At 43.7% G+C, this 25,066-nt stretch carries 20 protein-coding genes and 1 pseudogene; 6 read left to right on the top strand and 15 right to left on the bottom strand.

Annotated elements, in window-relative coordinates:
• Positions 1–2: 2 nt before the first annotated feature.
• Both BCT49_RS03935 and BCT49_RS03930 read right to left on the bottom strand, forming a co-directional pair.
• The gene (locus tag BCT49_RS03935; protein ID WP_133151640.1) at positions 3–2,300 is read right to left on the bottom strand and encodes an Ig-like domain-containing protein; all 2,298 of its coding nucleotides are present in this window, start codon (positions 2,298–2,300) and stop codon (positions 3–5) included.
• An 8-nt stretch (positions 2,301–2,308) separates the two neighbouring features.
• Complete coding sequence (locus BCT49_RS03930; RefSeq protein ID WP_241908028.1) at positions 2,309–4,708, bottom strand: DUF1566 domain-containing protein; 2,400 nt, start codon at positions 4,706–4,708, stop codon at positions 2,309–2,311.
• Between the two features lie 223 nt (positions 4,709–4,931).
• Here BCT49_RS03930 and BCT49_RS03925 point away from each other — a divergent pair, with 223 nt between their 5' ends.
• Positions 4,932–5,555 (top strand): HD-GYP domain-containing protein, encoded by a 624-nt coding sequence (locus tag BCT49_RS03925; protein WP_102434226.1) that lies wholly within the window; start codon positions 4,932–4,934, stop codon positions 5,553–5,555.
• 198 nt (positions 5,556–5,753) lie between these two features.
• Here the strand turns inward: BCT49_RS03925 and BCT49_RS03920 are convergent, their stop codons facing one another.
• From BCT49_RS03920 to BCT49_RS03900, 5 genes are all read right to left on the bottom strand, one after another.
• Positions 5,754–5,990 (bottom strand): hypothetical protein, encoded by a 237-nt coding sequence (locus BCT49_RS03920; protein ID WP_102434225.1) that lies wholly within the window; start codon positions 5,988–5,990, stop codon positions 5,754–5,756.
• Positions 5,991–6,111: 121 nt separating this feature from the next.
• Entirely contained in the window at positions 6,112–6,615 is a 504-nt protein-coding gene (locus BCT49_RS03915) for a PqiC family protein (RefSeq protein ID WP_102434224.1), read from the bottom strand.
• Positions 6,615–8,237: an intermembrane transport protein PqiB gene (gene pqiB, locus BCT49_RS03910; RefSeq protein ID WP_102434223.1), complete on the bottom strand. Its 1,623-nt coding sequence runs from the start codon at positions 8,235–8,237 to the stop codon at positions 6,615–6,617. The genes BCT49_RS03915 and pqiB overlap by 1 nt, the downstream gene beginning before the upstream one ends.
• Positions 8,238–8,261: 24 nt before the next feature.
• Positions 8,262–9,509, bottom strand: a complete 1,248-nt coding sequence (locus BCT49_RS03905) for a paraquat-inducible protein A (protein WP_133151639.1) — start codon at positions 9,507–9,509, stop codon at positions 8,262–8,264.
• 198 nt (positions 9,510–9,707) lie between these two features.
• Complete coding sequence (locus BCT49_RS03900) at positions 9,708–10,574, bottom strand: LysR family transcriptional regulator (RefSeq protein ID WP_102434222.1); 867 nt, start codon at positions 10,572–10,574, stop codon at positions 9,708–9,710.
• 142 nt (positions 10,575–10,716) lie between these two features.
• On the opposite strand from BCT49_RS03900, the gene BCT49_RS03895 reads away from it, so the two are divergent.
• On the top strand, positions 10,717–11,091 hold the full coding sequence (locus BCT49_RS03895; RefSeq protein WP_102434221.1) for a YybH family protein: 375 nt from the start codon (positions 10,717–10,719) through the stop codon (positions 11,089–11,091).
• A gap of 246 nt (positions 11,092–11,337) precedes the next feature.
• Here BCT49_RS03895 and proX read toward each other — a convergent pair whose 3' ends face one another.
• From proX to proV, 3 genes are read right to left on the bottom strand one after another with little or no spacing between them, the layout of a single operon-like run.
• Positions 11,338–12,345, bottom strand: coding sequence for a glycine betaine/L-proline ABC transporter substrate-binding protein ProX (gene proX / locus BCT49_RS03890; protein WP_102434220.1), 1,008 nt, complete (start codon positions 12,343–12,345; stop codon positions 11,338–11,340).
• The gene (proW, locus tag BCT49_RS03885; RefSeq protein ID WP_017105706.1) at positions 12,338–13,432 is read right to left on the bottom strand and encodes a glycine betaine/L-proline ABC transporter permease ProW; all 1,095 of its coding nucleotides are present in this window, start codon (positions 13,430–13,432) and stop codon (positions 12,338–12,340) included. The genes proX and proW overlap by 8 nt, the downstream gene beginning before the upstream one ends.
• A 3-nt stretch (positions 13,433–13,435) precedes the next feature.
• A complete protein-coding gene (gene proV / locus BCT49_RS03880) occupies positions 13,436–14,623 on the bottom strand; it encodes a glycine betaine/L-proline ABC transporter ATP-binding protein ProV (protein WP_102434219.1) in 1,188 nt (395 codons plus the stop codon).
• A gap of 677 nt (positions 14,624–15,300) precedes the next feature.
• Between proV and BCT49_RS03875 the strand changes: the two genes are divergently transcribed.
• A complete protein-coding gene (locus tag BCT49_RS03875) occupies positions 15,301–16,038 on the top strand; it encodes an HAD-IIB family hydrolase (protein WP_102434218.1) in 738 nt (245 codons plus the stop codon).
• 53 nt (positions 16,039–16,091) lie between these two features.
• Here BCT49_RS03875 and BCT49_RS03870 read toward each other — a convergent pair whose 3' ends face one another.
• The 3 genes and pseudogenes from BCT49_RS03870 to BCT49_RS03860 all read right to left on the bottom strand — a co-directional run bounded on the left by BCT49_RS03870 (position 16,092) and on the right by BCT49_RS03860 (position 20,012).
• Positions 16,092–16,304 (bottom strand): TIGR02450 family Trp-rich protein, encoded by a 213-nt coding sequence (locus tag BCT49_RS03870; protein WP_017105704.1) that lies wholly within the window; start codon positions 16,302–16,304, stop codon positions 16,092–16,094.
• A gap of 143 nt (positions 16,305–16,447) precedes the next feature.
• Entirely contained in the window at positions 16,448–18,901 is a 2,454-nt protein-coding gene (locus BCT49_RS03865; protein WP_102434217.1) for a molybdopterin guanine dinucleotide-containing S/N-oxide reductase, read from the bottom strand.
• 16 nt (positions 18,902–18,917) lie between these two features.
• Positions 18,918–20,012: pseudogene (locus BCT49_RS03860) on the bottom strand (NapC/NirT family cytochrome c).
• Between the two features lie 305 nt (positions 20,013–20,317).
• Between BCT49_RS03860 and BCT49_RS03855 the strand changes: the two are divergent.
• Positions 20,318–20,593, top strand: coding sequence for a nitrogenase-stabilizing/protective protein NifW (locus BCT49_RS03855; protein ID WP_102434216.1), 276 nt, complete (start codon positions 20,318–20,320; stop codon positions 20,591–20,593).
• A gap of 137 nt (positions 20,594–20,730) precedes the next feature.
• Positions 20,731–21,855, top strand: coding sequence for a M14 family metallopeptidase (locus tag BCT49_RS03850; protein WP_102434215.1), 1,125 nt, complete (start codon positions 20,731–20,733; stop codon positions 21,853–21,855).
• A gap of 154 nt (positions 21,856–22,009) precedes the next feature.
• Here the strand turns inward: BCT49_RS03850 and BCT49_RS03845 are convergent, their stop codons facing one another.
• Complete coding sequence (locus tag BCT49_RS03845) at positions 22,010–22,366, bottom strand: hypothetical protein (protein ID WP_017109877.1); 357 nt, start codon at positions 22,364–22,366, stop codon at positions 22,010–22,012.
• A gap of 218 nt (positions 22,367–22,584) precedes the next feature.
• Positions 22,585–23,211 (bottom strand): LysE family translocator, encoded by a 627-nt coding sequence (locus BCT49_RS03840; protein WP_102434214.1) that lies wholly within the window; start codon positions 23,209–23,211, stop codon positions 22,585–22,587.
• Positions 23,212–23,469: 258 nt separating this feature from the next.
• Here BCT49_RS03840 and BCT49_RS03835 point away from each other — a divergent pair, with 258 nt between their 5' ends.
• Positions 23,470–24,708, top strand: a complete 1,239-nt coding sequence (locus BCT49_RS03835) for a DEAD/DEAH box helicase (RefSeq protein ID WP_102434213.1) — start codon at positions 23,470–23,472, stop codon at positions 24,706–24,708.
• The last annotated feature ends 358 nt before the right edge of the window (positions 24,709–25,066 follow it).

Below are 25,066 nucleotides of genomic sequence, written 5' to 3'. Positions count from 1 at the left end.
AATTACGCAACAAAGCCCATATCAATAGGTGTTGATTCCAAAGTCACATCAACTGAGCGTACCCAATTTTCTCTATTACTATCTAATGTATAATAAATTCGAATACGGCCTTCATCATTTACGATTCTATAATGAACGACACGTTCACTATGATGAGGCTGATCACCTTCGGCGATCTTTCCATCGCTCGTTGAGACCGTAATGTTGTTATAGTAATAGCCGAAAGCGAATTTTAAATAACGATTATCACCAGCAGGTACTCCAGCAGTGCCAACACTATTATTGGCCCCCCAACTGCATGAACCATATATTTCTTCATCACACCAAGAGTTAACATCTGGAGCTACGGAACTTACTTGCTGTAGCACGACATTAACAGCGCCAGCATTAGCTTTTGTAGCTTTTGTTCGGTCTACAGTAAAGACAATGTCAAACGAAGACCCCATGAAATTATTTCGAGATATAGATGTTATATATTGGTCATGCTCACCTAAACTTATCATTGTTCCTTCACTGCTAATAATCGGCTCATACATGTCTAGCTCTTTGGCACCCAGCACTTTAGAAACATTCCAATCATCAGGTTCGGTTGGATCATAGCCACCAATTTCTAGTGTAACAGGCACAAAATTAGCATTTTCACCGTGCTGAGCCATGACTTTATCTTCATAGCCGCCTGTAAACTCAAAAATCGCAGTCGCAACACCATCACTATTAGTTTCAGAAGAATATTCTGTTTGATCATTCTGAACTCCAAACCCGCCATTACCTTTAGTTCCCCAAAAAACAACGTCCTGATAAGGCGCAGGATTACCATCTGGGTCTAATAATATCGCAGAGATGAACCGAGTTGTACTGCGTCCATCCCCGGTATCATCGCTCGTCATATCAGCAACTGTAAAATCTTGAACCTTACCGTCCAAGTACACACATGTTGCATAACCTGAACCAGAAGAAGTATCGCCATTACTATAAGCACCATTCACCAAACTAACCAAGGATGCCTCATTGCTTAAAGTTTTATCAACGGTCCAATAAGGAGTAGATGTAGGCCAATTGTGATTCGTATATGGAAATTCAGTAGCTAGCGCTTCCAATTCCCGCGTTAACGGCAAGCGACCACTACGGTGCTCACAATAGGATTTTGCTTGTTCCCAGTTCATTTGCACTATCTGCGCATGTTTTGGGCCTTGAGAGCCATCTTCAACATTTACATTGATATAATCTTCGTTGGCGTAATCCGCCATGGCTTTTGACATTGGCGCTGAAAATGTAGCATCACCATTAATCACATCATCGAACACCGTAATATCTTCCCAATCTTGCACAAGACTAAAGTCAGGTTCTACTTCGATATAAACTTGACCAACAGCATAGCCTCCACGCCCGTCTATCACTGTATATGCGACCTCATGTGGACCAGGTTCAGACGACTGAAACGTAAAAGTGTGATCGGTTGTTGAGGTAATTTCCGCTTCAGCGTTATAGGCGCGTACAGTATCTAAGATCACACTGTCTTCAGCGTCCGACACATAATCTGTTAGGTCGATTTCAACCGACATATCTTTGGCAAGCTTACCTTCTCGAACATAATCATTCGCAACGGGTGGCGTATTTCCAATGTCAGAAACCGCCACGTCAATATTTCCTAGCTTGGTTGCCGTACCGTCAGTCATTGAGTACATAATTCGAGTAACACCAATATCTGTTGGTGTATAAATAATCGTATTGCCCAATGAGTCCACTTCAACTGAACCAGAACCTAACAACGTAATCTCGTCGGACACCGTATAAATAGAAGTATCTAGTTCGCTTTCTAGCTCTTCAGACAAATCAATTATGATTGTTGATTCAACGTTAGTCGTCTCAGACAAATTTGGTAGCGTATTGTTTTCTGCCGTTTCAGAAACAGACACCCTCGCAAGCGATGACGCTTGACCAACGTAAATATCTTGCGCAACAGGTTCAGCTTTATATTCAAATTGGCATTCGCCAATCTGATCCGACAAAGTTGTGAATGTCATACCATCAATCGAAGTTACCTCACAATCAACACCATTACCGACTTGCTCGACGGAAGTTAAGCGAAAATCGATATCTGAACTAACATGAACAGTGGTATCAGATTCCATATTGACGAGTGCTTTTGATTGAACGACAGAGGCTTCAATCGACACAACTGATGGCGAAGTTGACTGCATCGGTTGTGAAGCAGAGTCAGAGTCACCAGACCCTCCACCGCAGCCAAATAGCATTGAAGTTCCGACCTTCAATAACATTTCTCTATATAGTTTCAACACAAACGCTCCTATAGATATGCGGCAAAATTAGCTGTCACAACATAAGCTTCAACATCTTCATAATTCGTTGAACCTCCAGCGCCCACCCAATAAGGCTTGTTCGGATCTATCGCCCCCCAATCAAAAGGAACGACAAAGTCAGGTTCTGCAGGTCTTACCGCTGTAGATGATGAATAGTGATAGAGGCGCTCTCCTTTCTTTTGAAACCACAAGTACCTATCGACATATTGAACATCGGCATTTGTAGCCCCAGTAAAATTGTTAAAACCCAAGTAAAAATTGAATTCATTCTTAAAAAAGTGAGTAACAATATTGAACGTATCGTTCGTCAAAGGCGCTCCAGGCTGCGATCTAGTTACGTCATACCAACTCGTATTCGGCATGTTTCCCTGCTGTTGTATAAAAAACGAAGTAGCGCCATGAGTCACATTTCCGAGATTTCGGATGTGCAAAGACATAATGAAATCGTTGCCATCGAAGCTCTCTTTATAAACCGAACTGCTGCCCATACCATCTGGTGAGTTATATGAAAACAGTACAGGGAGGCCATTTTCTCCAATTTCAGGTAATGACAGACCATATCGAATATCAACATGATTCCACTTAGTCGGTTCTTTGGTATCAAGAGAGGATGCACCCTCGTCCGGTAAGAATGGGTACAACTCGTTAATAGAGCTGACTTTTAGCGATATCACAGACTTATTGAAGGCGGTATCAAAGTAACTCACTTGTGCCAGACCACTTTCATTTAAAGTGAGATGCTCGGAAGATAGCCCCGAATCAAAAACACCGTTTTCATCCATAGCTTCTAACTCTATGTCCTGAAAGACACCCATTCCACCATCAGGATGGGTTACAGCAATCTGGTATTTATACTCATTTCCAGAAGCTGAGATTAATTCTACGACGGATGAAAAATCACTCACACTCGGGTTACTCAAATCAACACAAGTCGTGTACATACCAACAATCTTTGACTGGTTGCCGATTGATCCATCATTTAAGTGAACAGTGGCAGCGTTTGTTTCACTGACATTTTCCGCAGTCCAATACTTCTTACTTGAAGGCCAATTGTGGTTGGTGAATGCACTAGTTTCGTTAGTAATGAGTGTTTCAAGTTCTCGCTGTAAAGGCAGACGACCGCCGCGGACTTTGCAATATTGACGCGCTTGGCTCAGTGTTTGAGTGACGACTTCAGCGTCTTTCAATCCTTGCGTGCCATTCTCGACATAGGTGCCTGTATAAGGGGCATTGACGTAGTCGGCATACACTTTTGTCATTGGCGCGAAAAAGCGGATGTCTGAGCTGATCACAGGATCATGAGTGACAATATCTTCCCAATCTTGAATCAAAGAGAAATCTGGTTCGACTTCTATGCGTGCCAATCCGGTAGTGTAGCCACCCATGTGATCGCTTACTGTGTAAGCCACGTCGTGAGGGCCAGGTTGTGTAGAAGAGAACTCAAACTTGGTGTTAGAGATATTAGCAGGATCGTAAAGTGATGTTGTTGAGTTGAAGTCCTGTACGCCGACAAGCTGTACATCATCGAGATCCACATCTGAGATATAACTGGCTACATCCACCACAATGTTTTCACCCAATAACGCTAACTCACTAAAAGCGAAATCTTCCACTGTGGGTGCGGTATTGTAAGTATCTTCTGAAGTTGCAATCGACAGTGAGCCTTGTTGAATCGACTCACCGTTTTGGTAGCTGTAATACACCTCGGTTTGACCTTTTTCCGTTGGCGTAAACTCAATCTGATGTTCACCAGAGACGCGAGCTGTACCTGAACCTAGGCTGATAACACTGTCCTGCAGGGCAAAGTCATCACTCGGTAACGATGAGCCTAACTCACTATCTAGATCTACAACCACCACCTGTGATTCGATGGTTGATGCTGTAATACGTGGAAGAGTGGTAGACGAGTAATTCTGTCCCATAGCAACACGAGCGTAAGAGGTTGCCATTGAAGTGCGAGCTGAAGTCGTTACTTCATATTCGAACAAACAGTCGTTAACGTCAGACGAATAGACATTGAAACTACCTTCACTAATACCTTGAACTTGGCAAGAATCACCAGATAGAGAGCGAGCATTAGTTACGACAAAATCTTGGTTATTCGATGTATGAACATGCTCAGTCAGATCAATAGTGAAGCTTTGTTCTACCAGCGAGTTATCTTGAATATCTTGCGCACTAATCGAGGCTGATTCTGTCGGAGATGCAATAACACCTTGCTCTCCGTCGGAGTTAGATTCACCACCACAGCCTGCTAGCAATACAGCTAAACTGACTGAGGTAAACACATTTAGTGTTGAATTCCGTTTCAACAAATCACTGTTGAATAGATACATTAAAAGCACTCTGATTAATGAAGTAGAACCGTATTGTGAACCTTGTCTCACTTCTACTCCATTAAATAGCTATGATTCATTATTAAAAATTAAACCATTGAAAATTAAAACTATTAATTAAAAATTCATTACCTTTCAAACTTCTAAATTTTTCTAAACCTCGTTATGAATTTCGAGAAAGACTGTTTAATAAACATTCAATCACATTAAGTTAACTCCTCTACTCATCCTCTCCATACTGCCCGACTCATTCACATTGACACGGCAAGCCGCTATGAACCAAACCAAGATTGACCGCGTGTACACACTCGCTCTACAACACAAACATTCACTCGATGCACTTAAGTTGTTACAACCAATGCGTCAACATTCTATGGAAACCTACGAGCACACATTAAGAGTGTGTTTACTCTCTTATTCATTTGGCGAGTACTTAGAATTTAATGAAGAACAGTTAGAATTAATTTTCGATTCTGCTCTTGTTCACGATCTAGGAAAGCTGGGGACGCCCGATGCTGTGCTTCACAAAACAGGCAAGTTAACGCCTGTAGAGCGCCAAGTAATGAATAAACACGTTGAAGAGTCTTACTCAATGACGTTAGAAGTTCCTGAGCTGGAACTGGCGTCTATATTAGGTTCTTTACATCATGAACGATGGGATGGAAACGGATACCCGTTGCGCCTAAGAGGTTCTGAGAATCCTTTGATTGGACAAGTTATTGCACTGGTCGACACTTGGGACGCCATGACCTCAACCAGAGCTTACCGCACAGGTATGCCCGCTGATAAAGCGTTACGTATTCTGTTTGATGAAAGATTGAAAGGACAATTTAACCCACTTCTGGTCGACAAATTTATCGCCTTTGTTGCCATCACTTCACTCGCAGAAGCGGCATAACGGATCACAAAAGCTTGAGAGCTAAGAGTTGGGAGCTAGAAATTGAGAACAAATAGTTAATAGCAAACAGTCGATTGCCAAGAACTGGGACATTTATGTGGGATATTAGGATAGGACAGAAACAAAAAAGTCCGCGTACAACATTTTCAGAATGTTCAATAGCGCGGACTCTTCAACCAGTATGTTTAACACTTTGGGTTAGTCTCGACGACCTGTTAGTTCGATCGCGTGATCTTGTGTGTCAGTTTGGAATTTTAAACCACCAGCAGATGCTTCGTTGCGGCCTTGTAATACAGGTTTTGATTCAACACGCTCTACATTAGTTTGGTTCGGGGCTGTCAGATTCATATCGATTGTACCTGTGTAATTACCATCTGCTGCAAACGCTGTATTCATTGAAAGAGCCATTAGGCCTAGTGCGATTAATTTTTTCATACATCACCTCTGTATTTCATCATTCGTTTTTTCTTTCGATGGAGTTACTTTAGCCATCAACAACCAAACAAACGAGGAAAAACGAGATTTACCAAATAGAAAACAGCCCTAAAAATGACCTTTAAGGTAACTGCGATTGGATATCAGACAAGACCTCATCCAGCCCTTCACCTAACGCTTCAACAAGTGCTTCATAACCTGCTTCTTTCAACGGCACCTTAGAATCGAAATCAGCACGTGCAAGCTCTTCATCTTGTTCGCTTAGCACCCAAGTTCCTTTCACCTCAGCATTGCCAGTGTAAGAACCATTGAACTGCTCAAAGGTAATCGTTAACTCTTTATCCGCAGCGCCCGTAGCATTAGAACTGTTTACCCTCTCTTCGAGTAACCCTTCTAGATTTTCCGCCCAAACGTGTTTGCGTGCAGAGACTAATTCATTTTCAGACTTTCGATACGCGATACCAATAGTGTCCAAGTAATCAGGTAGCTCTACCCGAGTTTGTACCTTAAAGATGGGTTTATCCAATGCACTTTCCGGCAAGAGATAGGCGTTAGTACCATCCGTGGGAGTCGCACACCCCAAAAGTCCGACCGACGTAACCAGTGATATCAATAGCTTTCTCATTATTCCACTCCCTTAACTGGAATCGGGTCTTGTTCCACATCGCTGCCAAACACCAACGCATTTGGTTTGTCATTCAATACTTTAATCAATGGGCGAAGCTCTTTAAGCACATGTTCTAGCTCTTCAGATGCACTGATCAATTGCTTGTAGGCGTCAGAATCATCGTCGTAGCTTTCTAATGTCGTTTCAAGTTGCTTCATAGTTTCACTCAGATCTTGAGGTAACGCTTTTGCGCCCTCGCTGTCCAGTAATTCATCCATACTCTTCAAGGTGGTGTCTAAAGAGGCAAGCGAGCCATTTAAGTTAGCAACAGTCGCATCCAGCGGAAGCTCATTAATCTTGGTTAGGAAATCGGTGATCTGCTTTTGAATCTCAGTGAAGCCACCCGGCACGACGGGGAATACAGGATAACCATCAAACTCTCTCGGCTCGTAAGGGTCTTCGTCTTCATAGAAGTTAATATCGACAAACAACGCGCCCGTGAGCAAGTTACCTGTTTTCAACGTCGCCCTTAAGCCCTCTCCCATCTGAAGTTTGACCCGCTCCGCAAAGCTTTCAGCATTCACGGCTCTAAAGACTTCGGATACTCGCTCGATTTCAAGCTTAATTAGGATTGGAATACGATTAGATACCTTGCCATCTTTGTCCATGCGAATCTGTAACGGCACCGTATCCACCGTACCAATCCGGACACCACGATATTCGACTGGTGCCCCTTTCCTTAAACCACGAACCGATTCTTCAAACAACAATACGTAATCAATCGAAGTGGTGTATTTACCTTGTAGTACCGCATCGTAGTTGTCGTAAAGCGTATACTCGTGCAAGTTTTCTTTGATCTGTAACCCCGGTTTAATGCTCTCCGCGACATCAAAGCTCACCCCGCCAGTCAGGATGCTTTCGATCGATGCGAAGTTAACGTCTAAGCCATTGGCACCAAACCTCACATCAATTCCTGAAGATAACCAAAACTGAGTCTTTTCGAAGATCAAACCATCGTAAGGCGCGAAGATAAACAGTTGGTATTTACCTTCTTTCTTTTGATAATCAAAACTCGTTTTTTCAACACGACCGACAACAAAACCATGGTGTAACACCGGCTCGCCAACATTGAGTTGATTCGCCTTGTTGTGTGAGACCACCACTCTTATTCCTTTGGTATCTGGCCCTGCGACCGGAGGCGTGTCTAGCACATCGAACTTCAATTGAGATTCACTCGATTTACCCGGCTTCAATTCAATATACGACCCCGACAAAATGGTCTCTAACCCGCTGATACCATCGGTACCGACATGGGGCTCAACCACCCAGAACTGAGTTTCCGTATTGATCATGCGAGAAGCTTTTTTGTCTATCTGAGCTTTCGCTATGATGTATTCATAGATTTCACTCAGCGCCACATCGGTGATGGTGCCCACATGGACATTTTTAGACTTAATCGCTGTTTTTCCCGCTTCAATACCCGAGGCATCAGGCAAGATAAGGGTTATCTCCGGCCCACGATTATTGAAGTACTGGAACAACATCCAGCACCCTACCAATACCGCGATAATCGGCACAATCCAAACAGGTGAAATCTCACTCTTTTTCGATACTTCTGCAGAAACGTTTTGTTTATCCATATGTCCCACACCTCTCAGGGGAGATTACTTCCATATAATTCGAGAATCGAAAATCATCGCTGACAACATAGTGAAGATGACTACCGACGCGAAAGACAACGCAGCTGGACCCGGGTAAATGGCCATGACCCCGTCGAGTTGAACCAACGCGACCAAGATAGCGACAACGAAAATATCTATCATCGACCAACGGCCAATGAACTCAGTGACACGATATATTTTGAGGAAACGATTAGCTTCATGCGGTGGTAGCCCTTCAACCCTTTTTGCGTTCCAATACAAATAAGCTAGGGCGACCATTTTGGCCATTGGGATAAACACACTCGCAATAAGAATGACCATCGCAACAGGGTATGAGCCCATGTTCCACAATATGATCACCCCTTCTATGATTGTGGAACCTTCACTCGTCCCGAACGCAGACGTATACATCATTGGATATAGGTTTGCCGGGATATAGAAAATGATGGATGTGAGTAATAGAGCCCACGCTATCTGAAGGTTTTTGGTTGGATTAAATCGATGCAGATGAACATGACAGCGAGAACATTGAGTCAGATTGTCATCATAGAGATGGACTTGCCCACAGACATGGCAGACCAAATGGTCATGCTTTTGAAACAGGCCACCGGTGACAGTTCCATCCAACGGTTTTGGTGGTATTAACTGATCCCAAATCCAATCAAAATCGACTAATGACATCGTCTTAACCACTAACATGGCGTAAATGCCAAATGCCCAAAAAGAGATGCCCATAGATACATCGGCTAGAGCGGCAATTTTAATCAAACTGACGAGCACACCAATCAAAAATACATCTACCATCAACCAGGGTTTCACCCAACTCAATGTTTTTAATACAAAGATAGCTAAACGGCCTGGTGCGTGTACGTGATTTAATTTCCTTTCTGTTAATGCATAAAACCAAAGCACACTAATAAGAAAATAGGCAGGAAGGAAAATGACAGCGAGAAACAATAACGCGGCAATCGAAGTGTTATCGAGTCGGTTCATCATTTCGACAGCTTGATACAAGGTTATTTGTTGACTGATACCTTGCACGCTAAAAGACATATAAGGGAAGATCAGGCTCATCACCAGCGTTATCAAACTGGCCGATGCGTAAGCCATCACACCCTGACCTTTGCTTGCTCCAATACTGCATAAAGTATGTTTGCAGCGAGGGCACGATGCCTCACTTCCCGGCGGTAATTCACGGAACTGGCTGACTAACCCACACTCGATGCATGATTTGGTACAAAGATCAGACAATAACTAAACCTCTTAGCATTTGATAAGCAACTAGACACTAAGACTAACTATAAGTAAGGGTTTGATTTTTCGCCAATATCCACACAATTAAACGAACACGATAAGATAGAAATGAGAGGTAGAGAGATAAAAGATGAAATGACCGATTGGCTATCTCACCTTAGTTGACGGGCTCTTTTGCTGAAAGCCTCCCATCAATTAAATAAAGCTCTGTTTCAGCTTATCTTCCAATGCTTGAACACAAAGTTTGATGGCGATAGGTGTGTTGGAAGCAAATGGGTTCAACGCATAAACCGTATTAGTGGGTAATTGAAAGCTTGGCATGATGTCGACTACCTCATCGGATAGCTGGTGAAGGTAGAAATCTGGAATTACACCGATGCCAACGCCCGACTTGATCAAGGCAAGGCAACTATGAAAAGAGTTGGTGGTACAACTGGCTTGCTGTTGGTAGACAAAGTCTTGCTCATTTTGAGAACTAAAGTAATGAGTCACCTGTTTTCCCTGCCAAGAATTGGCGATGTAAGGGATGGATTCAAGTTCACGAACTCGCATACCTTCGACGCCACACAACACATCTTTGAACTCGCCCAAGCGCTTTTGCTTAAGGTTACTGTCACGCGAACTGCCTACTCGAACTGCGAGATCAATATCGTGTTCCATGAAATCTAAGTGCTGATCATCGCTGATCAGTTCTGGCTTTAGCTTCGGGTATTGCTTCATCAGCTCTGCAATAACAGGCGCGACCAATAGATCCATCAACGCATTCGGAGCCGTAATTCGAATTCGACCTTGTGGCTCTTCTAGTTCGGCTTTGGCCATATCCCACGCCGATTCAGCAATCACGTTAATGTCTTTGCAACTTAAATAGAAACGCTCACCCATACTGGTCAGGGTTTGTCTGCGTGTTGTACGCTTGAGAAGTGAAGCGCCTAACTCTTGCTCCAAAATTTTGAGGTGCTGACTGACGACGGACTTAGATAACTCAAGCTTTTCAGCCGCAGCTGATACTGAACCCTGCTCTACGATGTGAGCGAAAATCGACATCTGCTTTAGCTTACTCATTCTATTGTTCTCTTTTTACATACAGTATTTTCTATTATCTCTGTTTTTCAAATCAATTTCCAAGACTAAAATCAATTCAACTTATCGAGACACCCAAATCAAAGACACAGTGTTTGAAAGAAGACTGCTATGGAGAAAAGCAATGTTAAACAATCAAGTATTAGAAGCATGTAAGCAAGGCATTAACGCATGGCAGAAAGCATTCAACAGCCAAGATGCAAAAGGTTGTGCGGATCAATACTCTGAGTCGTGTGTGATGGAAGCTCGTCCATTTGGTACCTTTGAAGGCCGTGAAGCAATTCAAGCGTTTTGGCAAAACATCATCGACCAAGGTTTCAAAGACGTTGATTACACCGATGTTAAGTGGGAAGAACACCCAGAAGGCGGCTACATTCTGACGGCTAGCTGGACAATGAACAAAGCGTTTGGTGTTGTGCATCGTGAACATTGGGCATTAGAAGCGGATGGTTGCGCTCGTCTGGTTAGTGACGATTTCGAAGTTCAAGGCGAACGCTAGAGCTATAGCGAAAAGCTAGAAGCTAGAAGCTAGAAGCTAGAAACTAGAAACTAGAAACTAGAACTGCAGCATAAAGCATAGAAACAGAAAACAAAAAGCCAGCAATCCAAATGGACTGCTGGCTTTTTAATCATCATTCTTGCCGTCTTTTCACTTCATTTGAAAGCGACTTAGTAAATCTACACAATCACTAAACACACTCATAATTTTTGTTGAGGTGACAATCGAGCCTGAACAAGTACCAATCTACAGTGTTGCTTTCTTAGCTTCTGCAATCCAAGCATCAAACGTATTTTGGTTCGCTTTAATCCAACCATTTACGTGTGCTTCGATATCAGCAGAGCTGTTCTTACCTTTGCTCATCATCATGTTCTGAGCACTTACATCATTGATATTAAGTTTGATGATTTCGAAAAGCTTAGCCGCTGATGGGTTGTTCTTAGCAAACTCTTTATTCGCGATAATGCGCATTGAGTTCATTTGGAAGCCGTAGTTCTTACCATTAGACAAAGTAGTATCAACATTCGCACGCTCACCAGGTAGTGAAGAGAATGGAACTTCTAGCCATACTACGTCTTCGTTAGGAACCAATACGCCACTCACCCAGTAAGGTGTCCACGTGTAGTAAAGGATTGATTCACCCTTCTGGTAACGTGAAATTGTGTCGGCAATGATAGCCGCATAGTTACCTTGGTTATGAGTTACCGTATCGTCCAGTTTGAATGCTGATAGTTGATGTTCGATAACCATTTCACAGCCCCAACCTGGGTTACAACCTGTTAGGTCTGCTTTGCCATCACCGTCTGCATCAAACAGCTTCGCGATTTTTGGATCAGTTAACTGACCAATATTAGTGATGTTGTACTTTTCTGCCGTTTTCTTATCGATTAGGTAACCTTGAGCTGCACCACTAACATATTGACCTTCACGGTAGAATTTGTCATCGCCACCCGCCATTGTGTACTTTTCAGCATGAAGTGGGAACCAACCTACGGTTAGGAACGTTGCATCACCTTTTGCAATAGAGGTGTAAGCTACGTTGTAGTCCACTTCTTGTGTTGATTTCACGTCGTAGCCAAGCTCTTCTAAAGCACGGTTAACAATCAGTGTTTGGAACGTTTCCTCAGCAACTGAAGATTGAACAGGTTGAACTGATACACCTTCACCTGGCAAGCTTGCTGCCCACACGTTCGTTGATACAGCCAGTGTCGAAACGATGCTAACGGCTAGTTTGCTCTTCCATGAATTATTCATTGGTGTTTTTCCTTAGTTGTAGTTCTGATTGTTTACCGCGATTTAAAGCTTTTAGCACAAGGGAAACAGGCCCCATGTGATACCAGCGTAATTTTGTATTGCCTGCATTTACCCCGAGAACTTGGGTAATGCGGTCAAGTAGGATTGCCAAAATAACAATGCCTAGACCACCAACAGCGGCCAGTCCCATATCTAAACGGCCGATACCTCTCAGTACCATTTGACCTAAACCACCTACCGCGATCATTGAGGCGATAACCACCATCGATAGCGACAACATTAGTGTTTGGTTTACGCCCGCCATAATGGTTGGCAATGCCAGTGGCAGTTGAATTCGATATAGCATCTGCTTTTTGCTTGCACCAAATGAATGACCCGCTTCGATCAAATCTTCCGGCACCTGTTGAATACCCAAGATGGTTAAACGTACCACTGGTGGCAGTGCGAATATGATGGTTACCACGACACCCGGAACGTTACCGATACCAAACAACATTACGATGGGTACGAGATAAACGAAGGCTGGCGTCGTTTGCATGGCGTCGAGAATTGGGCGTACGAATTTAGCCGCAGTATTACTGCGGGCGAGCCATATCCCCATGGGCAAACCAATCAACAGACAGAAGAAGACCGACGTCATAACCAGTGAAAGTGTGGTCATCGCTTCAGACCAAGCGCCAATCAAGCCAATGAACGTCAACGATACTGCAGTAGCCACACCAAGCTTCAGATTTGAAAACTGCCATGCGACGAGAAACAAGATGATCAACATGAACGGAGCTGGCGTAGACACCAAAGCCGTTTCAAATGAACTTAGGATGAAATCGATAGGCACACGTATCGCCTGAAATAAGGGGCGTCCGTGTTCAACTAGCCAATTCAATCCAGACTCAACCCAAGTATCAACAGGCAGAACTGCTTCTGCAAAAGGATTAAGTGGATCAAAAGGAATGGTTTCTACCGTTTCGCTGCTTAGCCAATCTGCAGATGGTGAAGTATCAGCGGCTTGGCCCCAAGGATCACTTGCAGGTTGAGCTGCAGGTGCTGATTGCGACCATGGGTCATTATTTGTTTGTTCCGACGACATGATCTATCCCTTATCCAATGTTTGTAACAGTCGTGATTTCGTCACAACGCCGAAGTAATTACCTTTATCGTCCACAACAGGAACCGAATAAGGCACGCCACCCACAAGGCCAAGTACATCATTGATTGGTAAATCTGGATTGAGAGTTAAACCATCATCTAGCTGTGCGCTAACTAATGATTTGTTCTCTTTATGGGCTTTACGAAGGGACTCGATAGACACAATGCCTGAGTAGTGACTGCTCTTCTCAACAACGATGCCGTATTCACGGTCGTTATCCATCAAGATTTGTAGAGCGGAAGCTGGACCGTCGTGCTCTGATTTCTTAAATACCGCAGCTGGTTTCTTGCGCGCAATGTCTTTCACAGTAAGAACACTTGCTACATTCACACCACGGAAGAAAGCTTCAACGTAGTCGTTCGCTGGGCTATTCAAGATTTCATCCGGAGTACCCACTTGAACCACTTCACCATTTTGCATAATCGCGATTCGGTCACCGATACGCATCGCTTCATCCAAATCATGCGAGATGAATACGATTGTTCGCTTATCGTCATTTTGAAGTCGAATTAACTCGTCTTGCATTTCAGTACGAATCAAAGGATCGAGCGCAGAAAAGGCTTCGTCCATTAACAGAATATCGGGGTCGCAAGCTAGAGCACGAGCCAAACCAACACGCTGCTTCATACCGCCAGACAATTCATCAGGGTAAGATTCTGAATACGCGCCAAGACCTACTCGCTCCAACGCTTCAAATGCTGACTGTTTTCGCTTATCAACTTCAACACCCGCTAGCTCAAGACCAAACGCGGCATTTTCAATTACTGTCATGTGAGGCATCAATGCGAAGTTTTGGAAAACCATTGAGATGTTGTTGCGGCGGACTTCGCGGAGTTCATCTTCTGAGATGTGGGCAATGTCTTTGCCTCGAAGAAGCACATTACCTTTGGTAGGTTCAATCAAGCGGTTAAGAAGGCGTACTAGGGTTGATTTGCCAGATCCTGACAGTCCCATTATTACGAAAATCTCGCCTTCTTGAATGCTAAGAGAAACATCGTTAACGCCGATCGTTAAACCTGTTTCTTCGAAAACTTTATCTTTGTTCGCGCCTTCATTAATCATTGTAAAAGCACGGTCGGTGTCTTCACCAAACACCTTGTACAGTCCCTTAACTTCCAGTATGGGATCCATGTAATCTAATCCTTTCTTAGTTATTTAAACTAATCGTTATTTAAACTTAAAACGGTTGTTTAAGCTTTAAAATGGTTATTTAAACCCGAAAAACGATTAGCACTCTAAGCAATTAAACCCTGTAAATCAAGGGGTCGCGTTCTGTAAATATGGAATAAAACCGCTAAATCACCAACTAAAACAAAGGTTAAATTTCAAGCGAAATATAAGCAAAATATTGATAATAAAAGACTTTAAACCACTAACGCCATCTGCAATATTATGTATTACTTACTGATAGATTATTGAATATTTATTTCACATCAGAACAATTAATAGGCTAAATAGACCACAAATACGCACAAATAGTTCGTGTACAAATAATTCGAATACAAACTATTTATTAAGATTTAATGACGTTTTAGATGCAAGTCCCTAGCCTGTCGTAAGGATCTAATCCCCCACTCGCACTGAGCCTAAAAACCAAAGAAAAATCGGCTAAAACCAGCGAGATAAAATAGACCTTTTCAACCCAGAATTTCAAAACATAACCCCGACTGTGACGCTTGCTGCAAACTATTGAATGTCGATTATCTAAGCCAAAAGACAACTTGTAGAGTGCTCATTGCTGAGCCATTCTTTATAGAAGAAATGGATATTCTTTCCGCGATGATTAGAGAAAAGAACAGGGAATTCAAATGATAAAAATGTTGGTATGTGACTTTGATGGGACGCTGGATGGAGGTTCTTCTCATGGCGTTAATCAATTATTTGACTACTTAACCGAGCAATCCGATATCCGATTTATCATTGCGACGGGGAGAACCCTACCTTCTATTCGAGTGGGCTTAGCATCGGATAACTACCCGAAACCACACAGTATTATTAGCGATGTGGGCACGAAAATTCACCACGTTCACTCCCAAAAGCCTGACCACATTTGGCATAACCAATTAGAAGCATCGTGGAATAAATCAAAGGTAGAGTCAGCACTCGCACCGCTCGATTTTATGGGCGAACGCTTCGAAAACCATCAAGGTGATTACAAGATTACTTTTGAAGGGAAACTGTCTGATCCTCAACATGAGCTGATCGAATCAAGTTTGGAATCGCACGGATTGGATGTACACCTCACCTACTCTCACGACTGGTATCTAGACATCACCCCGAAGGGCGTCAATAAGGCTACCGCGATTCATCATCTGCTCAAACAACATGATTTGAGCGTTGAGGAAGTATGCGTAGCGGGTGATTCTGCTAACGACACCTCTATGCTGACGATAGAGGGCGTAAACTCGATCTTGGTGGCTAACCATTACCCTGAGGTCGCGCACCTCTCCGATAGAGACAATGTTTACACCAGCAGAGCAACACACGCTGAGGGAGTGTTAGAAGGACTCAAATACTGGCAATTACGCACAGCTTCGGACAGTTAAAGCGGGCGAATCTGCGGTATCTTCTCCTTACTTTAGGTGCTGACTCCACATCTTTATTTCCAACCAGGAAGCCAATGATCTTTATCGGTCAAATCTCGCCAATTGATGGCTTCCTCTCGTTTGGTCATCACCGCTTCGATTAAGCAACGAATCACTTCCCCTTCTTCGAATTCAACTTCAGTAATCATGAAGTGTTTTTCCTTCTTTACTGGGCTAACCGCGGTCCATTTACTACGAAGTAACTTCTTTGGGTTGATCCGATTCATGATCTTATCTCTCGCTGTGATGTCGTTGATTAATATGAGTTGTCTACTCGATACTGAGTAATAGTCTCTGTGACACAAAAAAGATCATAAAAAAAGCCAGCGATTAAGCTGGCTCTATTCTGTCGGCTATTTCTCGTTAGAGATTAACCATTTTTAGGTGGATCAAATGCCGTCAGTTCTAACGCTGGGCCTGTGTATTTTTCAATTTTCACAAGCGCAGAGTTCGCCGCACAACCATTTGCCAAACGAGAGGTCGGAATATCCAACGTAAGTACGTTACAGCCACCGTTTTTACATAGACCTGTGTCTTTATCTAAATCAGGCCAACCGCCTTCATGGATACATACAGCGCCCTGCTTGATGCCATCAGTCACTAATGCACCAACAAGTACTTGTCCACGATCGTTGTATGCGCGAACAAGATCACCCGTTTTGATGCCACGTGCTTTCGCGTCTTCTACGTTAATTGAGATAGGCTCACGGTTACCGATCGCATACTCTTCACGAATCTTCGCGTAATTGAACTGGCTGTGTAGACGATGCGCGGCGTGCGCTGTCATCAGTTGCAGCTCTCCATCTTTAGCATTACCGGTGTATTCTGTTGGTTCTAACCAAGTTGGATGCGCTGGGCAATCTTCTAATTGGTAACCTTCAATCGTTTTCGAGAAGATTTCAATCTTACCACTTGGCGTACCTAGTGGGTTCATGATTGGGTTATCACGGAAATCAGCGTAACGAACGAACTGTGCGTTCTTCTCGTTCCACTTCATTTCAATAAGCTGATTATCTTCCCAGAACTTGCTGAAATTCGGCATAGCGACACGCGCTGCTCTACCACCTTGTTGCGCTGCTTTATAAAAGCCATACAACCATTCCATCTCGGTCTTGCCTTCGGTGTACACATTGTGTCCACCAGGCGCAAGTAGCTCCGCCATATCAGCAAACACGTCAAAGTCGTTACGCGCTTCACCTTGAGGTTCAACCGCTTTCTTCATTGGCACTAGGTGTTGGTTACTGTAGTCACCCGTCATCGTCAAATCGTTACGTTCAAATGACGTAGTAATTGGAAGAACGACATCTGCGTGTTTCGCTGCAGCGGTCCAGTAAATTTCTGAGATAACCACTAACTCAGGTTTTTGCCATGCTTTAATCAAGCGGTTGGTATCTTGGTGATGAGTAAAATTACCGCCACCAGCCCACCAGATCATCTTGATATCTGGGAAGACGCGATCATGACCATTATGTTTGTATGCTTGTCCTGGATTTTCTAACGCTTCCACAATACGAGCAACCGGGAACGAGTTCATCACTTTACCCGTCGCAGACCAGCCACGCTCATCACTTCCGGCTACCGCACCAAGTGACGCTGACATAGCAGGTAAAACACCCGCATCACGAGATGGATTACCACCATTAGAGTAATGGTAAGAGAAACCAAAACCGCCGCCTGGCAAACCGATTTGACCTAACATCGCTGCGAGTGTCACCAACATCCAGTGACGTTGCTCACCAAATTGCTGACGTTGGATTCCCCAACCTGCCATCAACATTGTTCGATTACTGCTAAAGATCTCGGCAAGTAATTCAATCTGCTTAACAGAGACCCCACACACGTTAGATGCCCACTGTGCATCTTTCACCACACCGTCTTCTTTACCCATCAGGTAATCTTCGAATACGTTATAGCCCGTTGTGTATTTTTCAATAAATGACTTGTCGTGTTTATCTGTTTTAACCAGTGTATGGGCAATACCCATCAACATCGCAACATCAGTCATTGGGTGCGGAGCAATCCATTCTGCATTATCACCAAAGAACTCAATGGTCTCAGAACGCATTGGATCAATCGCAATCACTGTTTTCCCTGATTTTTTCAGTTGGTGGAAAAACTCCAAACCAGAACAGTCCGTTGAACTCCACGCGATTTTTAGTGTGTTCATAGGGTTTAAACCCCAAAGCACAACGACATCACTATGCTCAAGAACCATCGGGTGAGTCGTTTGTTGCTCATAAACTTCAATCGAACCAACAACGTGCGGCATAATAACTTGTGCAGCGCCCGTTGAGTAATCTCCCATATGACCCGAATAACCACCAGCCATTCCCATATAACGCTGCAGTAGTGTTTGTGCTTTATGTAAGACACCACTTGAACGCCATCCGTAAGACCCAGCAAAAATAGCATCTGGTGTATTGTTTTCACGAATACGCATGTGTTGTTCGTGTATCAATTTGTACGCTTCGTCCCAAGATACTCGAACAAACTCGTCATCACCACGTGCTGCTTTAGGCGCCAGTGGATTATCTAAGTAGCTCTTACGCACCATTGGGTATTTAATGCGAGCTTTGGTATGAACTTGGTCAGGGCCTGTTGTTTGTAGGCTGTTTGCAACCGTTTGTGCTACTGCATTCGTGGTAGACACTAACTTGCCGTCTTTCACTTCACACAACATCGGCCCCATACGGCCAGCCGTAAGAACACCTTTACCACGCGTATCTGATGAAGCTACGGACACTGGGGAAAACGACGTAAACGCCATTGCACCAGCCGCCATACTTGTGCCTTTTAGAAATCCGCGACGTGTAATATCTGTCATTTTTTATTCCTTACTATTAGTGGCCAACAACGTCTTTCGCGTGGTTTTGGAAGTACTTAGTCAGTAGTTCAAGGTTTTGCTCTGAGATATCTGTACGATCTCCCATACCTTTAGCAACCGGTCCCCAAGCGTTAACAGTGAAGTGCTCACCAGGAATTTTTGCGTGACAAGTTGAACAGTAAACATTGTCTAACTCTTCGGCATAAGACCAAATAGGGTCTAGGCTATCGACAACTGGCGAAGTAATGTCACCCGTCAATTCAACTGAACGCCATTCGTTACCATAAGCATCCGCTTCATATTCACCCGTTTTAAGTGCGCCTTGCCCTTGTTCTGTCAATTTAGCAACAATAGAACGCTGCCCTTCACCGAAGTAAAGCACCTGTTCTGCGCCTTTCATTTGGAACGCATTCAACGTTACGGTGCGGTTGTCGCCTTCAGCTTTAATTACTTGCAATTAAGCTGTTGGGTTTAGGCTACCGAACTCACCTATTGCAATGTCTGTCACTGGGTAAACAACTTTCGCATCTGCTGCCGTATTTTTGGTAAAGGCAATCAAGGTATCAAACGCTTTACTGTCTAGCTGAGCTTCAGGAGCAAAGTGCGCTACGCCCTTATGACAGTCGATACACGTTTGGTTATTTTCTCTACCGTAAGCGTGCATTTTCGCAGCATCACGAGATTGCTCGAACTCTTCCATTGCATCGAAGTCGTGACAAGAGCGACACGTTGCTGAGTCATTCTCGCGGAATTGAGCCCATACCGTTTCAGCCATCTCTTCACGGTGCGCTTCGTATTTCTCAGGCGTGTCGATCTTACCGGAGATGAATTCGTGGTAGATGTCTTTTGATGCTCTTACTTTAGTGATCACGTAATCAATCGGATCTGTGGGGATGTGGCAATCGGCACATTCTGCTCGAATGCCTTTTGCGTTACTGAAGTGAACTGAACCTTGATATTCTTTGTGCGGTGCTTCCATCGTGTGGCAAGAAACACAAAACTCAGTGCTCGATGTATAGTGCATAACGGCTGCAGTTCCCCCTAAGGTTAACCAGCCAATACCTATACCAACCGCCGCTATTAGTGCGATATAACGTTTTTTTATTGTCATAATTCTTAATCATCTTCAACAATTGGTTACAATTACGATCAGAGTAGTACTTTAGGGGTAGATAGGTTTGATTTGGATCATAAATCGTAATCTGAGGAATAAAAAATGAACCTTTCTGAGAGAATGAAGTCGCTTTATAAAATGAATCCCCTTACAACCCAATCACCCTGTAAATAAAAGGCTTGAGATTAATATGCACAATTGATTAATCTAATAACAACACACTAAACCGCCTCCCAAATCAAAGAAGTAAATTGTAAATCCAATACAATATCGGCTACCTATTTTCATAAACTCTTTACTCAATGAACCAAACAGAATTCCAACAAAAAATAGCGAGTTTCACTGCCATCGAACAAGCGCTTGATTACTTTGAAATTGGGTTTGATAGCAAGTTCATCGACCAAAACAGAGTCGAGCTTGTGAAGCGCTTTAATGGTTATCTGATCCTGTCAAAACCTGATGATTGGTTTTCTGGACGAAGAGCACTAAAAAACGCCTACTGTAAGGTGCAACGCAGTAAACTGGATCGCTACACACGCTCAGCCTGTCGTGGCTGTACGACTTGCCAACGCCGCTAGTTCAAAATCAGAAAGCTTAAACGTAGATAACAAAAAATAGAGAATTGAAATAACATCTCATTACGATTTAGTTAGTGGTTTGCTCGAAAAAAAGTGTGCTAGTCTTACGGCAACTCAACTACGAGATAAAAACTACAATGAAAATTTTCAGCAATTTCGAAAGCGGCAACATTCACGTCGTTTCAGCAGATTCACCACAAAACATTCAACTGACTATCCCAGCAGACAACCAGACTGAAATATCTCAGTGGTTCCACTTCCGCTTAGAAAGTGAAGCTCAACAAGCACACCACTTCGAAATCGGTCAATTGGCAACGTCTGCTTACCCTGAAGGCTGGAAAGATTACGATGTGGTTGCATCTTATGACCGTGAAGAGTGGTTCCGTATCCCATCTCAGTTCGATGGCGATACACTAAGCTTCGACATCATTCCTGAACACGATTCGATGTACTTCGCGTACTTCGCACCGTACTCATACGATCGTCACCAAGATCTTCTGCACAGTGCGCAAACGCACCCGGCTTGTAAGCTTGAAACTCTGGGTCACACGCTAGACAACAATGACATCACTTTGCTAACCATTGGTGAGCCAAGTGAAGAGAAGAAAAACATCTGGGTTATTGGTCGCCAACACCCTGGCGAGACCATGGCTGAATGGCTAATCGAAGGCTTGCTTCAACGACTACTCGATGAAACAGACACGGTAGGTCGCTCACTACTAGACAACGTTGTATTCCGCGTTGTGCCTAACATGAATCCAGATGGCAGTATCCGTGGCCACCTGCGCACCAACGGTATTGGCGTTAACCTAAACCGTGAATGGCAGTCACCTTCTATGGAACGCAGCCCTGAGGTTTTCCTTGTGCGTGAGCGCATGCTAGAAACGGGCGTTGACCTGTGTCTAGACATCCACGGCGACGAAGCCATCCCGTATAACTTTGTAGCGGGCAGCGAAGGCACACCTTCATACAACGAGCGCATTGCAAAACTAGAGAATCACTTCAAGCAAGCGCTTCTGACTATCACGCCAGAGTTCCAAGATGAATTTGGCTACGATAAAGACGAGCCGGGCAAAGCGAATATGACAGTCGGCACAAACTGGATCGGCGAACAGTTCAAATGCTTGGCTTACACCGTAGAGATGCCATTTAAAGATCATATCAGCCACGCTGACGAACTGTACGGTTGGTCTCCAGAGCGCAGCGTTGCATTTGGTCACGACATGCTAGCAGCGGTTTGGGCAACAGTAGACGAGCTATAAAACAAACCATAGACAGACTAAGCGCCTTAGTTCGTCCGTATCATTAGTTTGCTTACATATATAGCAAAGCCCAGCACTTGTGAAAGTGCTGGGCTTTTTAATATCGGCTTTGATGAGTGAATCTAGCTTTAAGGTATCTAACTTTAATAGCTCTCTATGCCACTCTGAGGCTAGCAAAAAACACTGGGTATCTTTGCCTAATGTGTCTTTGTTCTGACACCATATCTTTGAAGCTTGGCCCTTGTAACAACTGAACAATCACTTCATCGCCTTCTTGTCGCAGCACTGCACCACTAATATCAATAGTGTTGTTATCATGCAGTCTTAAGCTGCCCGCCATTGAGAAACCTCGATAAACAGGAATGATGTTACGCATCATCAAGCGCACACCCTTTTCAGACACTTCACTGACATGAAAAAGCTCATCCTTAATTCGCATCACTGGACGTGCCTTTTTTGGGTACTTCAAGCGATAATATTTGCGTTTCTGGGTGAATGACTCTTCACTCATCTGTGACTCCCTGTCTCTGTTTAGTCGGTCAAGCAATAGCCTTTGGCTTCAATCGGATTTCGAACGAATACATTCACCAAATTGATAGCTGGTTATTATATCGACTTTACGAGCTAATGCTTTAGAGATTTATGCAGAGAAACAAGGATTGCTGAGCATTCAGTAAAAAGTGAGATGTGAGTCGGATACGTCAGGAGCTCGACTGTTAGCGATGAACCCTAAAGCTGAAACAACGCCAATTGAATGCTGAAGCCAACAAACAACAACCCGCACACAATGTTCATCCATTGAGAAGTGCGCTTTTGAGTTAATAACCTCTTAAACGTATCAGCCATCAAAATGACAACCAAAAACCATGTAGCAACCACTGTCGCCTGTATCGCGCCCAACATTAAGCTGTCGGATACAATGTTGTCCGTAGAAACAAACTGAGGGAATATTGAAAGGTAAAACAGGACAATTTTAGGGTTGAGTAAGTTGGTCAATAACCCTTTCACAAATTGATGATAAAGCTTACTTCCCGATGCACTCACCACAGCAAGCACGCCATCTTGAGCACGCAGTGCCGCTCGAAAGTGATTATAACCAAGCCAGACTAAGTACAAGACGCCCAGCCACTTAAGACCTTCAAACGCCATTGGGGTCTGAGATAACAGTAAGCTCATGCCATTCGCAGAAACAAACGCATGAAAAAAGAACCCGCATGACACACCCAACACGTTAATAAACGCAAACAGCTTTCTTTGAGTTAGAGCCGTGCTCAATACCAACAGAGCATTTGGGCCTGGAATAATGGCAATAAAAAACACGATGACAATAAACAGCCAGATACTTTCCCAACTCATTTCGCTTTCATTTCCTTATCGCTTGCTAATCATTCTTGATCGTTTTAGGGCGGGTATTGTACGTCCATTCAATACCATTACAATATGCCAAACGTTTATTAGCTTATGCTCAGCTCACTTGTCTTAGTTCGCTTATATGGATAAAGCATAAAATTAACGTGTATAATTCACCCGTTTATCCTGTAACGCTGCAAAACTCATTCTCTAACATTTATAGCCCTGTTAGACTCCACCTCCCTTTTGATACTTGGTTCATTTATGTCATTTGATAGCCTAACCCTAAACGCTCAAATTCTTGCTGCGATCCCCGACCAACTCCAGACTCCTACAGAGGTGCAGCAATCGGCTATTCCCCATATTGTTTCAGGCAAAGACGTTCTCGCCTTAGCCCAAACAGGCAGCGGGAAAACATTGGCGTTTGGCTTACCTCTGTTAAATAACATCAATGTGGCAATTCACGAACTGCAAGCGATCATCATTGTTCCAACCCGTGAGCTTGCCTCTCAAGTAGCCAAGGCTCTAGAACCCATCGCAACGGCACTTGATATCAAAACGGTGACACTGACTGGTGGAGTTGATATCGATAGCCAGCAACAGCAATTGTTAGACAAGCCACAACTCGTGATCGCAACTCCTGGCCGCCTACTTGCCGTTATCCAAGAGAACAAGCTAGCGCTAACCCAATGCGAGTCCTTAGTTCTTGATGAGGCAGACCGTTTACTCGACATGGGGTTTTGGCCGGATATTCAAACCATTATTTCTGCTCTTCCGAAAAAACATCAAACACTGCTGTTTTCGGCTACGTTGCCAAAAGAGCTGGTCAGTCAGGCTGAGGCGCTTCTTACTAATCCAGTAAAGGTCACGACGCATCAAGAGAACAGTGTCGTTTCAGCCATTGAAGAAACGCTCTACCTAGTGAACAAGGGAAGCAAACCTCAAGCACTGATAGCATTACTGAACCAACATCAGTGGCCACAGGTATTGGTTTTCATCAGTGCCAAAGACAATGCTGACGCGCTCACCAAGCGACTGAACAAAGCAAAAATTAGCGTAAGTGCCTTACACGGCAATAAAAGCCAAGAAGAAAGAACGCAAGCACTAGAAAGTTTCAAAAATGGTGAAACACGAGTGTTAATCGCAACTGATGTGATGGCTCGAGGCATACATATAGACCAACTGCCCGTCGTGATTAACTTTGACTTGCCATCTCACTCTGCGACTTACGTACACCGTGTCGGGCGCACAGCCAGAGCAGGAAGCACTGGGTTCGCAATTTCCCTTGTGAGCCACGGTGAAACTGAGTATTTAGACGCCATCCGTACTCTCACCAACAAAGCACTTCCGTTACAGTCATTAGACGGTTTTCCGGTAACAGATAAACCCGCCTCTGAAGCAACAGCCAGAAAACGTCCACCAAAGGACAAAATGGCCAATCGCAGAACGGCAAAAAAGAAGAGTGTTAAGCAATTTAAGAGCAAGCCAAACTCTTCAAAATAACCATAGAAAATCGATTAGCCCAGTATTAACTGGGCTTTTTTATTCAAAGAAAAACTGCCAGCTAAACCTGAAAAAGACCGCTTAATCACGCCAAGTTAAATGACACTTTTATGAATTATGATGCCAACGTATTGATTCTTGGTTGCTCAAAAAAAATACTTTCTGATCACGTTGACGCCCCTATATCTGGCAACTAGATTTTTCTATTAGTGTCTAAAACAGGAGGTCATTGAAATGAAACGTGCTAGCTCTACATATCGATTGCAACTGATTAAGGAAGTGGCAACTCGCCGAGATCGTCAGTGTTCCAATGACCCGATGGCAAACTACATACAAAACCGGCTCTTCTCCGCTTAGA

Origin of the sequence: Vibrio lentus (assembly GCF_002875945.1) — a bacterium.
In the GTDB taxonomy this organism is placed as follows: Bacteria; Pseudomonadota; Gammaproteobacteria; order Enterobacterales; family Vibrionaceae; genus Vibrio; species Vibrio apostichopi.
Note: the sequence above shows the minus strand (reverse complement) of the source record. Positions and strands in the feature narration are given on the sequence as shown.

Coding starts and splice junctions, on each gene's coding strand:
- BCT49_RS03925 (WP_102434226.1), top strand. CDS start 4,932: ATGAACCAAACCAAGATTGACCGCGTGTACACACTCGCTCTACAACAC.
- BCT49_RS03920 (WP_102434225.1), bottom strand. CDS start 5,990: ATGAAAAAATTAATCGCACTAGGCCTAATGGCTCTTTCAATGAATACA.
- BCT49_RS03915 (WP_102434224.1), bottom strand. CDS start 6,615: ATGAGAAAGCTATTGATATCACTGGTTACGTCGGTCGGACTTTTGGGG.
- pqiB (WP_102434223.1), bottom strand. CDS start 8,237: ATGGATAAACAAAACGTTTCTGCAGAAGTATCGAAAAAGAGTGAGATT.
- BCT49_RS03900 (WP_102434222.1), bottom strand. CDS start 10,574: ATGAGTAAGCTAAAGCAGATGTCGATTTTCGCTCACATCGTAGAGCAG.
- BCT49_RS03895 (WP_102434221.1), top strand. CDS start 10,717: ATGTTAAACAATCAAGTATTAGAAGCATGTAAGCAAGGCATTAACGCA.
- proX (WP_102434220.1), bottom strand. CDS start 12,345: ATGAATAATTCATGGAAGAGCAAACTAGCCGTTAGCATCGTTTCGACA.
- proW (WP_017105706.1), bottom strand. CDS start 13,432: ATGTCGTCGGAACAAACAAATAATGACCCATGGTCGCAATCAGCACCT.
- proV (WP_102434219.1), bottom strand. CDS start 14,623: ATGGATCCCATACTGGAAGTTAAGGGACTGTACAAGGTGTTTGGTGAA.
- BCT49_RS03875 (WP_102434218.1), top strand. CDS start 15,301: ATGATAAAAATGTTGGTATGTGACTTTGATGGGACGCTGGATGGAGGT.
- BCT49_RS03870 (WP_017105704.1), bottom strand. CDS start 16,304: ATGAATCGGATCAACCCAAAGAAGTTACTTCGTAGTAAATGGACCGCG.
- BCT49_RS03865 (WP_102434217.1), bottom strand. CDS start 18,901: ATGACAGATATTACACGTCGCGGATTTCTAAAAGGCACAAGTATGGCG.
- BCT49_RS03855 (WP_102434216.1), top strand. CDS start 20,318: ATGAACCAAACAGAATTCCAACAAAAAATAGCGAGTTTCACTGCCATC.
- BCT49_RS03850 (WP_102434215.1), top strand. CDS start 20,731: ATGAAAATTTTCAGCAATTTCGAAAGCGGCAACATTCACGTCGTTTCA.
- BCT49_RS03845 (WP_017109877.1), bottom strand. CDS start 22,366: ATGAGTGAAGAGTCATTCACCCAGAAACGCAAATATTATCGCTTGAAG.
- BCT49_RS03840 (WP_102434214.1), bottom strand. CDS start 23,211: ATGAGTTGGGAAAGTATCTGGCTGTTTATTGTCATCGTGTTTTTTATT.
- BCT49_RS03835 (WP_102434213.1), top strand. CDS start 23,470: ATGTCATTTGATAGCCTAACCCTAAACGCTCAAATTCTTGCTGCGATC.